Source organism: Streptomyces sp. NPDC044719 (assembly GCF_056433405.1).
Genome location: NZ_JBWKHE010000006.1, coordinates 513,138 through 527,322, shown reverse-complemented (window position 1 = coordinate 527,322; position 14,185 = coordinate 513,138). Strand labels below are relative to the sequence as shown.

Sequence of the window (14,185 nt, the reverse complement as noted above, 5' to 3'; positions counted from 1 at the left end):
GGGCCGCTTCATGACCAGTGAGCTGTACGTTCCCAAGGGCACCACCGGCGATGTGAACTACGTCCTGGACATCGACCCCAAGCGGGCCGGCTGGACGCACTGCAGCCTGCGGATCGTGGAGCTGGCACGGGGCGGCACCCACACCTTCACCACCGGGGACAGCGAGTGGATCGTGCTGCCCCTGCGGGGCGCGTGCACCGTGCGCGTCGAAGACGAAGAGTTCCACCTCTCGGGCAGGAGGAGCGTGTTCGCGTCGGCCACCGACTTCGCGTACGCGCCCCGTGACGCCCGGGCCCAGATCGCCTCCGGCGCGGGAGGCCGCTTTGCTTTGGCAGGAGCGAAGTGCGAGCGACAACTCCCCGCCCGCTACGGCCCCGCGCCGGAGGTCCCCGTCGAGCGGCGTGGCAGCGGCACCAGCCTGCGGCACGTCCGCAACTTCGCCTCGGCCGACGCCTTCGACTGCGACAAGCTCATCGCCGTCGAGGTGGTCACCCCCGGCGGCAACTGGTCCTCGTACCCGCCGCACAAGCACGACGAGCACCGCCCCGGCGAGGAGTCGGAGCTGGAGGAGATCTACTACTTCGAGATCGACGGCCCGAACGGTTTCGGCTATCAGCGCGTATTCCCTTCGCGCGAGGGCGGCTCCGACGTCCTCACGGAGGTCCGCTCCGGCGACGCCGTCCTCGTCCCCGACGGATGGCACGGCCCGTCCATCGCCCAGCCCGGCCACGACATGTACTACCTGAATGTCATGGCGGGCCCGGGTGACACGAGGGAGTGGCGGATCTGCTTCCACCCGGACCATACGGAGGGGTACCGATGACGACGACCCGGCTGACCGTCGCGCAAGCGCTGGTTCGTTTCCTCGCCGCCCAGTACACCCAACGCGACGGCGTACGCCAGCGGCTCATCGGCGCCACCTGGGGCATCTTCGGCCACGGCAACGTCGCCGGTATCGGGCAGGCGCTCCTGGAGTACCCCGACGCGATGCCGTACCACCAGGGGCGCAACGAACAGGCCATGGTGCACGCCGCGGTCGGCTACGCCCGGCAGTCCAACCGGATGTCCACGCACGCGGTCACGACCTCCATCGGCCCGGGCGCCACCAACCTGGTCACCGGCGCCGCCCTCGCGACCGTCAACCACCTGCCGGTGCTGCTCCTGCCCGGCGACGTGTTCGCGGCCCGCCCCGCCGACCCGGTCCTGCAGCAGCTCGAAGTGCCGTACGCGGGCGACGTGTCGGTCAACGACTGTCTGCGCCCGGTGTCGAAGTACTTCGACCGGATCACCCGGCCGGAGGCCCTGATGCCCTCCGCCTTGAACGCGATGCGCGTCCTCACCGACCCCGTCGAGACCGGCGCCGTCACCCTCGCGCTGCCCCAGGACGTGCAGGCCGAGGCGTACGACTGGCCGGAGGAGTTCTTCGCCGAGCGCGTCTGGACCGTACGGCGTCCCGGCGCCGACCCGGCGGAACTCGCCGAGGCGGTACGGATCATCCGCGCGGCCGCCAGGCCCTTGGTCGTAGCGGGCGGCGGCGTCCACCACAGCCGCGCCGAGGAGGCCCTCGCCGAGTTCGCCGGGACCACCGGCATCCCGGTCGCCTCCACCCAGGCGGGCAAGGGCTCCCTGCGCCACGACCACCCCCAGGACGTCGGCGGCGTCGGGCACACCGGCACGGCGACGGCGGACGAGCTGGCCCGCACCGCCGACCTGGTGATCGGCGTGGGGACCAGGTACACCGACTTCACCACCGCCTCCGGCACCCTCTTCGCCGGCGAGAACGTCCGGTTCCTCAACCTCAACATCGCGTCCTTCGACGGCCACAAGCTCGCCGGTCAGCCCCTCGTCGCCGACGCCCGCAGCGGCCTCACGGAACTCACCGACGCCCTCCGCCTGCACGCGTACCGGGTCGCCGACTCCTACGCCACCGAGTACACCGAGGACAAGGAGCGCTGGGAGCAGCGCGTCGACGCCTGCTACGAGGTGGACGAACCGGACACCCGCCCCAGTCAGCCGCAGGTCCTCGGCGCCCTGGACGAGCTCGCCGACGAGTCGGACATCCTCATCAACGCGGCCGGTTCCCTCCCCGGCGACCTGCACAAACTGTGGCGGACGCGCTCCTGCGACCAATACCACCTGGAGTACGGCTACTCCTGCATGGGCTACGAGATCCCGGCCGCGATCGGCGTGAAGATGGCCGCCCCGGACCGGCCCGTGTGGGCGCTGGTCGGCGACGGCACGTATCTGATGATGCCGACCGAGATCGTGACGGCCGTGCAGGAGGGCATCGCGATCAAGGTCCTGATCATCCAGAACCACGGCTACGCGTCCATCGGCGGACTGTCCGAGTCGGTCGGCGGCGAGCGGTTCGGCACCGCCTACCGCTACCCGTCCGAGGACGGCACGTACACGGGGCCGCCGCTGCCGGTGGACCTCGCCGCCAACGCGGCCAGCCTCGGCATGCGCGTCCTGCGCGCGAAGACCGTACGGGACCTGCGGGAGGCCCTCGCCGAGGCCCGGGCCGCCGACACTCCCACATGTGTCTACGTCGAGACCCAAACGGCAGACACAGTGTCGGGCGCGCCTCCCGCGCAGGCCTGGTGGGATGTACCCGTGGCCGAGACCGCGACACGGCCGTCCGCGGTCAAGGCACGTGAGCTGTACGAACGGCACGTCTCCACCCGACGCCGCCATCTGTGAAGGAGTTCCCGGCCATGACGAAGATCGTCAACCACTGGATCGGCGGCAAGACCGTCGAAGGCGCCTCGGGCAAGCACGGGCCGGTGACCAACCCGGCGACCGGCGCGGTGACGACGAAGGTCGCCTTCGCCTCGGTGGACGAGGTGGACGCGGCGGTCGCCGCCGCCAAGGAGGCCTACGCCACCTGGGGCCAGTCCTCGCTGGCGCAGCGGACCTCGATCCTGTTCAAGTTCCGCGCGCTGCTGGACGCCAACCGGGACGCGATCGCCGAGCTGATCACCGCCGAGCACGGCAAGGTGCACAGCGACGCGCTCGGCGAGGTGGCCCGCGGCCTGGAGATCGTCGACCTGGCCTGCGGCATCAACGTCCAGCTCAAGGGCGAACTGTCCACGCAGGTCGCGAGCCGCGTGGACGTCTCCTCGATCCGTCAGCCGCTCGGCGTCGTAGTGGGCATCACCCCGTTCAACTTCCCGGCGATGGTGCCGATGTGGATGTTCCCCATCGCCATCGCCTGCGGCAACACCTTCGTGCTGAAGCCGTCCGAGAAGGACCCGTCGGCCTCGCTGAAGATCGCCGAGCTGCTGTCGGAGGCGGGCCTGCCCGACGGCGTCTTCAACGTCGTCCACGGCGACAAGGTGGCCGTCGACCGCCTCCTGGAGCACCCGGACGTCAAGGCCGTCTCCTTCGTCGGCTCGACCCCGATCGCCCGCTACATCCACACCACGGCCTCCGCGAACGGCAAGCGCGTCCAGGCCCTGGGCGGCGCCAAGAACCACATGCTGGTCCTCCCGGACGCCGACCTGGACGCCGCGGCCGACGCCGCCGTGTCCGCCGCCTACGGCTCGGCCGGCGAGCGCTGCATGGCCATCTCCGCCGTCGTCGCGGTCGGCTCGATCGGCGACGAACTGGTGGAGAAGATCCGCGAGCGCGCCGAGAAGATCAAGATCGGCCCCGGCGACGACCCGACCTCCGAGATGGGCCCGCTCATCACCAAGGTCCACCGCGACAAGGTCGCCTCCTACGTCGAGGGCGCGGCGGCAGAGGGCTGCGAGGTCGTCCTGGACGGCACCGGCCACACGGTCGACGGCTTCGAGGACGGCCACTGGATCGGCATCTCGCTGCTCGACAAGGTGCCCACGTCCGCGAAGGCCTACCAGGACGAGATCTTCGGCCCGGTGCTGACCGTGCTGCGCACCGAGACCTACGAGGAGGCCCTGGACCTGATCAACGCCTCCCCGTTCGGCAACGGCACCGCGATCTTCACCCGGGACGGCGGCGCGGCCCGCCGCTTCCAGCTGGAGGTCGAGGCCGGCATGGTCGGCATCAACGTCCCGATCCCGGTCCCCGTCGGCTACCACAGCTTCGGCGGCTGGAAGGACTCGCTCTTCGGCGACCACCACATCTACGGCAACGACGGCACGCACTTCTACACCCGCGGCAAGGTCGTCACCACCCGCTGGCCGGACCCGGCCGACGCCCCGGCGGGCGTTGACCTGGGCTTCCCGCGCAACCACTGAGGTTTTTTCTCCGGGGGCGCCTGCGGTTCTCGCAGGCGCCCCCGGACCTGTTCCCGCTGACCTCAGAGTGCTCAAAAGGGCAATCAGATTGCCTTTCTGCTGCGGATTTCGCAGGCAAAGAGGCATTGACGTGCTGCTTTTCGTCGGGGTTCGATGCTGCGCACGTTCACCGCCGAGCCGATGGGAATCGCCGCATGACCGACACGCTCCGTCCTGTCGAGACAGCCGTGGCGCACGCGCCGGACAGTCACCCCAGGAAGCTCAAGCGCTCCATCGGAGTCGTCGGCGGCACCCTCCTCACCCTCTCCTGCGTGACCCCCGCCTCCACGCTGTTCGTGGTGGTCCCCGACCTGTTCGGATCGCTCGGCACCGCCACGGCCCTCACCATCGCCGTCGGCTCGCTGCTCTGCGTCGCGGTGGCGTTCTGTTACTCGGAGCTGGGCACGCTCATCCCCAGCGCCGGCGGCGAGTACGCGATGGTCTCGATGATGGCCGGGCGCCTCGCCGGCTGGCTCGTCTTCGTCCTCTCGCTCCTGGTCGTGATGATCGTCCCGCCGGTCATCGCGATGGGCACGGCCGACTACCTCGCCCCGGTCGCCCACCTCGACCCGTCCTGGACGGGCGCCTCGGTCATGCTGCTCGCCACCCTCGCCGGCCTGCTCGACCTGCGGGCCAACGCCTGGATCACCGGCGTCTTCCTGGTCCTGGAGGTCATCGCGGCGGCCGTCGTGGCGGTACTGGGCTTCGCCCACGCCGAGCGCGGCCCGGACAGCCTGGTCTCCATGGAGGTGGCCGGCCCGAGCGGCGCCCCGGACACCGTCACTGCCCTGCTCGTGGTCTCCGGACTCGCGATCGCCTTGTTCGTCACCCAGGGCTTCTCCACCGCCGTCTACCTCTCCGAGGAACTGGAGAACCCGCGCCGCACGGTCGCCCGTACGGTCCTGGCCACCCTCGCCATCTCCGCCGTGATCATCCTGGTCCCGGTCGCCGCGATCACCCTGGGCGCGCCCGACCTCGCCGCCCTGACCGGCGGTGACATCGGCACCATGGTCACCGCCTGGTCCAACTCGGCCGTCGGCACGTTCGTCAGCCTCTGCGTGGCCCTGGCGATCATCAACGCCGGGATCGTCATGGTCATCCAGAACTCCCGCGTCCTGTTCGCCTCGGCCCGCGACAAGGCCTGGCCCGCCCCGGTGAACACCCTCCTCTCCCGCCTCGGCCGCTTCGGCTCCCCCTGGGTCTCCACCCTCGCCGTGGGCGTCCCGGGCGCGGCCCTGTGCTTCGTGAACCTGGACACCCTGTACGGCGTCACGGGCGTCTCGGTCACCGGCATGTACCTGCTGGTCGCGATCGCCGCCCTGCGCACCCGCCGCGACCCGCACCGCCACACCCAGGCCTGGCGCATGCCCCTGTGGCCGGCGGCCCCGGTCCTCCTGATCGTGGTCCTGGTGTACATCCTGGTCCAGCAGGACCCGACGTACCTGCTCTGGACGGGCGGCATCACAGCAGCGGCGACCCTGTACTGGGCGTTGTACCTCCGCCCGCGCAAGAACACGCGCTGGCTGGTGACGGTCCCCGAGGACGCCCGGGACTGAGGATTGGCGGCAGCCCTACGCCCGCTGGCCCGGGCGATGAACGGGCAACCACGCCACCGCGTGATCGACGGCGTCCCGCAGGGGAAACACCCTGACGGCGGCACGTCCGACCGTGCCCGCCGTGACAGACGCCCCGCTCCGCTCGAACGACGAGCCCAGCTCCGCGAAGTCGCTGTCGTCGAGCGCCACATCCGTGTAACTCCACCAGGTGCGTTCGCCCCGGGCCCGGACGACGCAGTGGTACTCCCGCAGAGGCCGGTCCGGCACCCGGTACTCGGCCAGGTGGAACGCGGTGCAGAAGGCGAACCCCACTCCGAGGAGGAGCACCTTGGCGTGCTCCTCGTACAGCCGGGCCAGTGGGGAGAGTTCCCCGAGGTGGCAACTGGCGGAGTGATCGGAGACGACCTTCTGGGCGAGAGGGCCGAGGGCGGCGAACGACGTCTGGGGATGGTCGCTGCGCATCGCGTCGGGGTGGGTCCGCACCTCTTCGGCCAGGCGTCCCATCGACGGGGCAGGTGTGTGCTGCGGGTCGTAGGGCGGCATCCTCCTTCGCAGTTCCGCCACCTGTTGCCGGGTGCACCCTTGGACGCGCTGGAGATAGGCCCGTGAGGTGTCCGAGTTCTCGGGCGTGAAGGTGGGCACCACGAGCGTGCCTTCGGGGCCGAGCGCAGTACGCAGCGCTCGCACCACCGCCCGGCTCCCGTCCTGCACCGGGCCGAGGCTGCGCAGCGACGAGTGTGTGAGGAGAACGTCTCCGGCGCCAATGCCCGCCGCCCGGAGTTCAGCGGTCATGGTGGCTTCATCGAGGGCTGATGGATGTGAACGGTCGTGGAGTCTCTGCATCATGACCTTTCCGAATCGGCCTGCCGCGATGGGCTCACGAGCCGGTCCTGGAAACGGGAAATCAGTTTCATCAGGTCGCGGCAGAAGACGGAGGGGTTGTCAAAACCGTTCCCCGCTGCGAAACGATGGGCGTAGAGCCCTCCTCCGCACGTCGTCACCACGGGACATGACCTACAGGTGGTGCAGAGGCCCGCGACGCCGCGTCGGCGATTCCGCATACCCGGATGGTCGGCGACGTCGTCCAGGCTGTGGGAGAAGACGGCCATCCCTGTCGCGGGGGCCCCGTGATACGCCACCTTGAGGGAATCGGCCTGCTCGAACGTCCCGTCGGTTTCGATCACCACGAGTTCGACCGCGTCCGTTCCCGTCGACTCGACGAGCGAAGGGCCGCCTCTCAGGAGGCTCAGCACTGAATCGAAGAGCCGCACCGGCACCGGACGCTCGGTGGCGAACCACTGTTCGGCGATGGTGATCAGCCAATCCGCGTACGGAGTCGCTTCCGGGGCCGACCGCGGAGGCGGGTTGTCCCATGTGGCGTGCGGCAGCAGAAAGTCGATCTTCGGAGGGTTCAGTGCGAGCAGGGCCTCGTAGGTCCGCAGGGGATCGTTCTCGGGGTCGATCGTGCAGAGAATTCCCGCGAACGAGTCTCGGTAGCGCGGTTCCTGGAAAAGCTGCAAGGCGCTCAGGACGCGGTCGTGACTGCCGCGTCCGTCCGCGAAGCGGCGATGCCGGTCGTGCGCGGTCCGGTCGCCGTCCATCGATACGCCGACCTTGATGTCGTAGGCCCGGAAGATCTCACAGAACTGCTCGTCCAGACGGACGGCGTTCGTCTGGAGCCGTAGATCCAGCCGGCAGTGGCCCTCGAGTGCGGCCCGGAATTCCCGCGCGATCCGGCGCAGTCCCGAGTGCCCCACGAGAAGCGGTTCGCCGCCGTGCAGAACCACGTGCACGGTGTCCAGCCGGTGAGCCGTCGCGTGCTCGGCGATTCTCGCGGCGGTCAGGGCGACGACGTCACGGGACATGACCTGGGGCCGTTCTCGCCAGCTGTGATCCGCGTGCTGGTAGACGTAGCAGTGGTCGCATGCCAAGTCGCAGCGACTGTGTACCTTGACGACGAACTGCCGTAATGCCGGCCCGGCCCCGGCTGCATGCATGTCAGATGCAGGAACTGAACGTGACGGAGCAGCCTTGGTCATGGTCACCCGACTCCGTTCTCTGTACGGGGCACTCGGCTTCCACCCGGCCCTGTGCGGTAGCGGTCGAATCCCGCTCACGACTCGTCGACGGCCAGGGCGCTGCGCATTTCGATTTCAGCTCCACGTAGGCAGTGCAGAATTCGTTCATGGGTATCCCCTACGCCGTCGGTCACCCGGAGCCGGATGTACAGATTATCCAGCATCGAGATCGCATGGATGGACAGGCGAGCTGCGTACAAACCTTTGTCGTTGGTGGCGCTGAGCGGGAAGCCGGAGCCGAGGGGGTTGATATCGAAGTCCTTGCCGATCTGCAGGCCCATGGTCTCCAGTGTGTCGATGGCCTTCTGGTAGCCGTGCCACGGGACGTTCTCGGGAGGGATCTCCGCGTCTCGTGGCTGGACGTAGTACTCGACGCTCTCGGCCACGGCGTTGTGCGTGGTTCCGCTGCGTATTTCGACGACCCATACGAGCTTGCTGCTCATGCCCTGCGCAGCACTGCTCACCTGGCCGCTCCAGCCGATCACGGGCCGCACCGTCCGTGCGTACTGGGCGCGTGCGAAGACGAAGCCGAGTGCCACGGCGAGCAGGCTTCCCAGGGCCTCCTGGTCGAGTAGGGAGAGCCGCCAGGGCCACTCCTGCCTGACGGCCGGAGGCAGGTTGCTCATGACCATCTCCCAGACGGTCATGGCGACGAGTGCGGTGAGCAGAACAACAGGTGCTGTGAAGAGGAGCGGGCTTCGGTGTATTCGATGCTGACGGTCGTCGAGATGTCCTGAACCCGGCAGGGTGGTGCCACCTGGCATAGGGTTTTCCCGCTTTCGCTCAACGGGCACTCGGGTGCGGCACAGCATGGCAGCAGGGAAATTTATCCCCCAGGCACTTTCTGGACATTCTCACGTCGGTGCTCATGTGGCCGCCGGTGTAATTGTCGTAAAGGCGGCCGCGATCTCCGTACTGCGGACGCGGTACAGCGGCAGGGGCTCGTACTCCCCTGGGAGGGGTGCCACTTCCGTCTCCGGTCGACAAGTGTTCGACAGGTTGACCCCGTACCGTTGACGCATGGATCTTCGACTGCCCGGACTCCACGGGCTGCTTCGGAGGCCCCGGAGGCTCCTCGCCGCCGGGGCCGCCGTCGTCGTCCTCGCGGGCGCGGGAACGTGGACGGCCGTCGCCGACGACGAGACGCCCCCGGTCCACCGCGAAGACCGGACCCTGGCCACCGGCGACGGCGTGCGCGTCGACACCTCGTTCTTCACCTCCGGAGGAGACCGCCGCCGCCCCGCCGTGCTGCTCGGCCACGGCTTCGGCGGCAGCAAGAACGACGTACGGCAGCAGGCCGAGGGCCTCGCCAGAGACGGCTACGCGGTCCTGACCTGGTCGGCACGCGGCTTCGGCAAGTCGAACGGGAAGATCGGCCTGAACGACCCCAAGGGCGAGGTCGCCGACGTCTCGAAACTCATCGACTGGCTGGCGAAGCAGCCCCAGGTCGAGCTGGACAAGCCCGGAGATCCACGCGTGGGCATGGCCGGCGGCTCCTACGGCGGCGCCATCGCGCTGCTGACGGCGGGACACGACGACCGGGTCGACGCCATCGCCCCGGCGATCACGTACTGGAACCTCGCCGACGCGCTGTTCCCGAACGGCGTGTTCAAGAAGCTGTGGGCGGGCATCTTCGTCAACTCCGGCGGCGGCTGCGAGAAGTTCGAACCCGCGCTGTGCCGGATGTACGAGCGGGTCGCCGAGTCGGGCAACCCGGACGCCGAGGCGCGCAAGCTGCTGGAGGAGCGCTCACCGTCCGCCGTGGGCAAGGACATCGACGTGCCGACCCTGCTGATGCAGGGCCAGTCCGACTCCCTCTTCCCGCTCGGCCAGGCCGACCAGGCCGCGAAGGCCATCCGCGCGGGCGGCGCCCCCGTCGACGTCGACTGGATCGCGGGCGGGCACGACGGCGGAGACATGGAGACCGGCCGCGTCCAGGACCGCGTCACGTCCTGGTTCGACCGCTATCTGAAGGACGACAAGGCCGCCGACACCGGCCCCGCCTTCCGCGTCACCCGCACCCTCGGCACGGGCTCCGGCGACGGCGAACCCCGTCTGACCGGCGTGACCTCGGACCGCTACCCCGGCCTGGAGGCCGAGCAGCGCTCCATCGCCCTGGCCGGCCGTGAGCAGCGCTTCGACAACCCGCCCGGCGCCAGCCCGCCCGGCGTCTCCGCCCTGCCCGGCCTCGGCGGCGCCGGCGGCCTCAGCCAGCTCTCCACGCTCGGCATCGGCATCTCGCTGGACTTCCCCGGCCAGTTCGCCGCGTTCGAGTCGGCCCCCTTCAGCGAAGACGTCCAGATCACCGGCTCGCCCACCGCCACCGTCCATGTGAAGTCCACCAGCGACGACGCCGTGCTCTTCGCGAAGGTCTACGACGTCGGGCCGGGCGGCGGCTCCCAGCCGGTCCTGCCCTCCCAGCTCGTCACGCCACTCAGGGTCGAGGGCGCCAAGGCCGGCAAGGACGTGACCATCACCCTCCCGGCGATCGACCACGAGGTCGACGACGGCCACCGGCTGCGCCTGGTCCTCGCCTCGACGGACCTCGGCTACGCCTCCCCGGCTTCCCCGGCGACGTACACCGTCTCCCTCAAGGGTGATCTGAAGGTCCCCTCGGCCCTCGGCCAGCGCGACACCGAGGGCGGGCTGCCCGCCTGGGTGTGGTGGATGCCGATCGCCGGCGCCGTGATCGCCCTGGCCCTGCTGGTCACCGGCCACCGCCGCACCGCCGCCCCCGCCCCGCCCGACCCCGGGCTCGCCGAAGTCCCGCTGCAGATCACGGACCTGACCAAGCGCTACGCGAAGTCGTCCGAGCGGTACGCGGTCAAGGACCTGTCGTTCCGCGTGGAGAAGGGCCAGGTGCTGGGCCTCCTCGGCCCCAACGGCGCCGGCAAGACCACCACCCTGCGCATGCTGATGGGCCTGATCAAGCCGGACGGCGGCGAGATCCGCGTCTTCGGCCACGCCATCAGCGCGGGCGCCCCGGTCCTCTCCCGGGTCGGCGCCTTCGTCGAGGGCGCGGGCTTCCTGCCGCACCTGTCCGGCCGCGAGAACCTGGAGCTGTACTGGCGCGCCACCGGACGCCCCGCCGAGGACGCCCACATGGAGGAGGCCCTGGAGATCGCGGGCCTGGGCGACGCGCTCGCCCGCGCGGTGCGCACCTACTCCCAGGGCATGCGCCAGCGCCTCGCCATCGCCCAGGCCATGCTCGGCATGCCGGACCTGCTCATCCTCGACGAACCGACCAACGGCCTGGACCCGCCCCAGATCCGCGAGATGCGCGAGGTGATGATCCGCTACGCCGCCGCGGGCCGCACGGTCATCGTCTCCAGCCACCTCCTCGCGGAGGTGGAGCAGACCTGCACCCACCTGGTCGTGATGGACCACGGACAGCTCGTCCAGGCGGGCCCGGTCGAGGACATCGTCGGCTCGGGCAACACGCTGCTGGTCGGCACGGCCACGCCCGTGGACGAGCCCGTCGTGGAGAAGGTCACCGCCCTGCCGGGCGTCGCCTCGGCCGTGCGCACCGACGAGGGTCTCCTGGTCCAGCTCGACGCCGACGGCTCCCCGCAGCGCCTGGTCGCCGAACTAGTACGGCTCGACGTACCGGTGCGGTCGGTCGGCCCTCACCGCCGCCTGGAGGACGCCTTCCTCACCCTGATCGGAGCCGAAGCATGAGCAAGCTCGCCGAGCCGCCCGTCGAGGTCGCCGACGGCTACCGCGCGGGCCGTACCCTGCCCTTCCGCGTCGAGCTGGTCCGGCAGCTGAAGCGGCGCCGCACGATGGTCATGGGCGGCGTCCTGTTCGCCCTGCCGGTCATCCTGCTCATCGCCTTCCAGGTCGGCGGCGCCCCGGGCGGCAGCAACAACCGCGTGAACCTCATGGACACGGCGACGGCGTCCGGGGCGAACTTCGCCGCGGTCAACCTGTTCTCCGCCGCCGGCTTCCTGCTGGTCATCCCCGTCGCCCTGTTCTGCGGGGACACCGTCGCCTCGGAAGCCAGCTGGTCCTCCCTGCGCTACCTGCTCGCGGCCCCCGTGCCCCGGGCCCGGCTGCTGTGGTCCAAGCTCGCCGTCGGACTCACCCTGAGCTTCGCGGCAATGGTCCTGCTCCCGGTCGTCGCCCTCGCCGTCGGCACGGCGGCCTACGGCTGGGGCCCGCTCGAACTCCCCACCGGCGGCAGTCTGTCCACGGGCACGGCGGCCCAGCGCATCCTGATCGTCGTCGCGTACATCATGGTGTCCCAACTGGTCACCGCCGCCCTGGCGTTCTATCTGTCGACCCGGACGGACGCACCGCTCGGCGCGGTCGGCGGCGCGGTGTTCCTGACCATCATCGGCAGCGTCCTCGACGAGGTGACGGCCCTCGGCGACTGGCGCCACTTCCTGCCCGCGCACTGGCAGTACGCCTGGCTCGACGCCGTCCGGCCGCAACTGGAGTGGTCGGACATGATCCAGGGCACGTCGATCTCCGTAACGTACGCGCTCGTACTGTTCGCCCTGGCCTTCCGCGGTTTCGCCCGCAAGGACGTCGTCTCCTAGGTCAACGGAGGATCTCCCACCGGTCTCGAAGGGCCGTCTCCGTGGCCGCTTCGAGACGCTTCCGCAACACCCCGTACCGCACGTTCTGACCCCCTGCGCCGTCACAGTCGCAAGAAGCCGACACCAACGGACCCAGGGGGCACGGACGATGGAGAGGTACCGGACACGAAAACTGGTGCTCGCCTTGACGGCGGCGAGCGGACTGCTGCTCACCGCGTGCAGCGCAGGCGCCGACAGCAGCGGGGGCAGCAGGGCGACCGACCGCGACGGCTACAGCTCGGGCCTGACCGCACCCACGCACGGCGACGAACTCAGCGAGCAGGAGGACTACCGCCGGGAGAACCCCCGTCACCTCTCCACCTTCGCCCTCGACGTCGACACCGCCTCCTACGACTACGCCCGCCGCGCCCTCGCCGACGGCCGGTTCCCCGACCCCTCCACGGTCCGCCCTGAGGAGTTCGTCAACAGCTTCCGCCAGGACTACGAACGCCCGGACGGCGACGGCTTCTCGGTCACCGTCGACGGCGCCCGCACCGACGACGAGGACTGGTCCCTGGTCCGCGTCGGCCTCGCCACCCGCTCCGCGCAACGCACCGGCGAACGCCCGCCCGCCGCCCTCACCTTCGTCATCGACGTCTCCGGCTCCATGGCCGAACCGGGCCGTCTGGACCTCGCCCAGGAGTCCCTCGCCGTGATGACGGACCGGCTGCGCGACGACGACTCGGTCGCTCTCGTCACCTTCAGCGACGAGGCCGAGACCGTCCTGCCCATGACCCGCCTCGACGGCAACCGCGACGAGGTCCACGACGCCATCGCCGAGCTGGAGATCCAGAACTCCACCAACCTGGGCGCGGGCGTCGAGACCGGCTACGAACAGGCCGTCGAGGGCCTGCGCGAGGGCGCCACCAACCGGGTCGTCCTCGTCTCCGACGCCCTCGCCAACACCGGCGACACCGACGCCGACGCCATCCTGGAACGGATCTCCGGCGAACGCCGTGAGCACGGCATCACCCTCTTCGGCGTCGGCGTGGGCAGCGACTACGGCGACGCCCTCATGGAGAACCTCGCCGACAAGGGCGACGGCCACACCGTGTACGTGTCCGGCCCGGGCGAGGCCCGCAAGGTCTTCTGCGAGCAGCTCCCGCGCCACGTCGACCTCACCGCCCGCGACGCCAAGGCCCAGGTCGCCTTCGACCCGGAGACCGTCGAGGAGTTCCGTCTGATCGGCTACGACAACCGCCGCGTCGCCGACGAGGACTTCCGTGACGACCGTGTCGACGGCGGCGAGGTCGGCCCCGGCCACACCGTCACCGCCCTGTACGCCGTTCGCACCGAGCCGGGTGCCGAGGGCCACCTCGCCACCGCCACCGTCCGCTGGCTCGACCCGGACACCCGCGCCCCCCACGAGGAGTCGGGCGACCTCGAGGCCGACGCCCTGCACGACTCCCTGCGGGACGCCCCGAGCCGCTTCCAGGTCACCGCGACGGCGGCCTACTTCGCCGACGCCCTGCGCTCGGGAGAAGACGGTGTCCCGGGAGCCCCGGCCGGATTCGGAGAACTCGCCGACCGCGCCCGCGCGTTGGCGGACCGCACCGGGGACAGGGCCGTGGACGACCTCGCCGAGGCGATCGGACAGGCGGCCCGAGGGCGGGACTGAGAAGCCTCCCGGCCTTCCCCCGCGCGGCGGGCCAACCGGGTGAACCTGCGGAACCAATCCTCCCGTGCCGGGTTGATGAGGCAGTAGAGCGGGCGGC

At 70.2% G+C, this 14,185-nt stretch carries 10 protein-coding genes; 7 read left to right on the top strand and 3 right to left on the bottom strand.

All coding sequences use genetic code 11. The features are described from left to right. Positions 1 to 10 precede the first annotated feature (10 nt). The 4 genes from iolB to AC07DF_RS25920 all read left to right on the top strand — a co-directional run bounded on the left by iolB (position 11) and on the right by AC07DF_RS25920 (position 5,812). Positions 11 to 823 (top strand): 5-deoxy-glucuronate isomerase, encoded by an 813-nt coding sequence (gene iolB / locus AC07DF_RS25935; protein ID WP_478975886.1) that lies wholly within the window; start codon positions 11 to 13, stop codon positions 821 to 823. Continuing rightward, positions 820 to 2,700, top strand: a complete 1,881-nt coding sequence (gene iolD, locus AC07DF_RS25930) for a 3D-(3,5/4)-trihydroxycyclohexane-1,2-dione acylhydrolase (decyclizing) (protein ID WP_478975883.1) — start codon at positions 820 to 822, stop codon at positions 2,698 to 2,700. Before iolB ends, iolD begins: the two co-directional genes overlap by 4 nt. Before the next feature lie 14 nt (positions 2,701 to 2,714). Continuing rightward, positions 2,715 to 4,217, top strand: a complete 1,503-nt coding sequence (gene mmsA / locus AC07DF_RS25925; protein WP_478975880.1) for a CoA-acylating methylmalonate-semialdehyde dehydrogenase — start codon at positions 2,715 to 2,717, stop codon at positions 4,215 to 4,217. Positions 4,218 to 4,411: 194 nt separating this feature from the next. Beyond that, positions 4,412 to 5,812, top strand: a complete 1,401-nt coding sequence (locus AC07DF_RS25920) for an APC family permease (RefSeq protein ID WP_478975877.1) — start codon at positions 4,412 to 4,414, stop codon at positions 5,810 to 5,812. A 15-nt stretch (positions 5,813 to 5,827) separates the two neighbouring features. On the opposite strand, the gene AC07DF_RS25915 is transcribed toward AC07DF_RS25920, so the two are convergent. The 3 genes from AC07DF_RS25915 to AC07DF_RS25905 all read right to left on the bottom strand — a co-directional run bounded on the left by AC07DF_RS25915 (position 5,828) and on the right by AC07DF_RS25905 (position 8,654). Beyond that, on the bottom strand, positions 5,828 to 6,604 hold the full coding sequence (locus tag AC07DF_RS25915) for an AAC(3) family N-acetyltransferase (RefSeq protein WP_478975874.1): 777 nt from the start codon (positions 6,602 to 6,604) through the stop codon (positions 5,828 to 5,830). 50 nt (positions 6,605 to 6,654) lie between these two features. Then, positions 6,655 to 7,851 carry an FxsB family cyclophane-forming radical SAM/SPASM peptide maturase gene (locus AC07DF_RS25910; protein WP_478975871.1) on the bottom strand — a complete coding sequence of 399 codons (1,197 nt, stop codon included), beginning with the start codon at positions 7,849 to 7,851 and terminating at the stop codon, positions 6,655 to 6,657. 74 nt (positions 7,852 to 7,925) lie between these two features. Further along, positions 7,926 to 8,654, bottom strand: coding sequence for a hypothetical protein (locus AC07DF_RS25905; protein WP_478975868.1), 729 nt, complete (start codon positions 8,652 to 8,654; stop codon positions 7,926 to 7,928). Between the two features lie 256 nt (positions 8,655 to 8,910). Between AC07DF_RS25905 and AC07DF_RS25900 the strand changes: the two genes are divergently transcribed. The 3 genes from AC07DF_RS25900 to AC07DF_RS25890 all read left to right on the top strand — a co-directional run bounded on the left by AC07DF_RS25900 (position 8,911) and on the right by AC07DF_RS25890 (position 14,088). Continuing rightward, on the top strand, positions 8,911 to 11,568 hold the full coding sequence (locus AC07DF_RS25900; RefSeq protein WP_478975865.1) for a CocE/NonD family hydrolase: 2,658 nt from the start codon (positions 8,911 to 8,913) through the stop codon (positions 11,566 to 11,568). After that, positions 11,565 to 12,431: an ABC transporter permease gene (locus tag AC07DF_RS25895; RefSeq protein ID WP_478975862.1), complete on the top strand. Its 867-nt coding sequence runs from the start codon at positions 11,565 to 11,567 to the stop codon at positions 12,429 to 12,431. The genes AC07DF_RS25900 and AC07DF_RS25895 overlap by 4 nt, the downstream gene beginning before the upstream one ends. 148 nt (positions 12,432 to 12,579) lie before the next feature. Continuing rightward, positions 12,580 to 14,088: a vWA domain-containing protein gene (locus AC07DF_RS25890; protein WP_478975859.1), complete on the top strand. Its 1,509-nt coding sequence runs from the start codon at positions 12,580 to 12,582 to the stop codon at positions 14,086 to 14,088. Positions 14,089 to 14,185 lie beyond the last annotated feature (97 nt).

What these genes read in the sequence shown, in the direction of transcription:
- iolB (WP_478975886.1), top strand. Translation starts at nt 11, where the DNA reads ATGACCAGTGAGCTGTACGTTCCCAAGGGCACCACCGGCGATGTGAAC.
- iolD (WP_478975883.1), top strand. Translation starts at nt 820, where the DNA reads ATGACGACGACCCGGCTGACCGTCGCGCAAGCGCTGGTTCGTTTCCTC.
- mmsA (WP_478975880.1), top strand. Translation starts at nt 2,715, where the DNA reads ATGACGAAGATCGTCAACCACTGGATCGGCGGCAAGACCGTCGAAGGC.
- AC07DF_RS25920 (WP_478975877.1), top strand. Translation starts at nt 4,412, where the DNA reads ATGACCGACACGCTCCGTCCTGTCGAGACAGCCGTGGCGCACGCGCCG.
- AC07DF_RS25915 (WP_478975874.1), bottom strand. Translation starts at nt 6,604, where the DNA reads ATGACCGCTGAACTCCGGGCGGCGGGCATTGGCGCCGGAGACGTTCTC.
- AC07DF_RS25910 (WP_478975871.1), bottom strand. Translation starts at nt 7,851, where the DNA reads ATGACCAAGGCTGCTCCGTCACGTTCAGTTCCTGCATCTGACATGCAT.
- AC07DF_RS25905 (WP_478975868.1), bottom strand. Translation starts at nt 8,654, where the DNA reads ATGCCAGGTGGCACCACCCTGCCGGGTTCAGGACATCTCGACGACCGT.
- AC07DF_RS25900 (WP_478975865.1), top strand. Translation starts at nt 8,911, where the DNA reads ATGGATCTTCGACTGCCCGGACTCCACGGGCTGCTTCGGAGGCCCCGG.
- AC07DF_RS25895 (WP_478975862.1), top strand. Translation starts at nt 11,565, where the DNA reads ATGAGCAAGCTCGCCGAGCCGCCCGTCGAGGTCGCCGACGGCTACCGC.
- AC07DF_RS25890 (WP_478975859.1), top strand. Translation starts at nt 12,580, where the DNA reads ATGGAGAGGTACCGGACACGAAAACTGGTGCTCGCCTTGACGGCGGCG.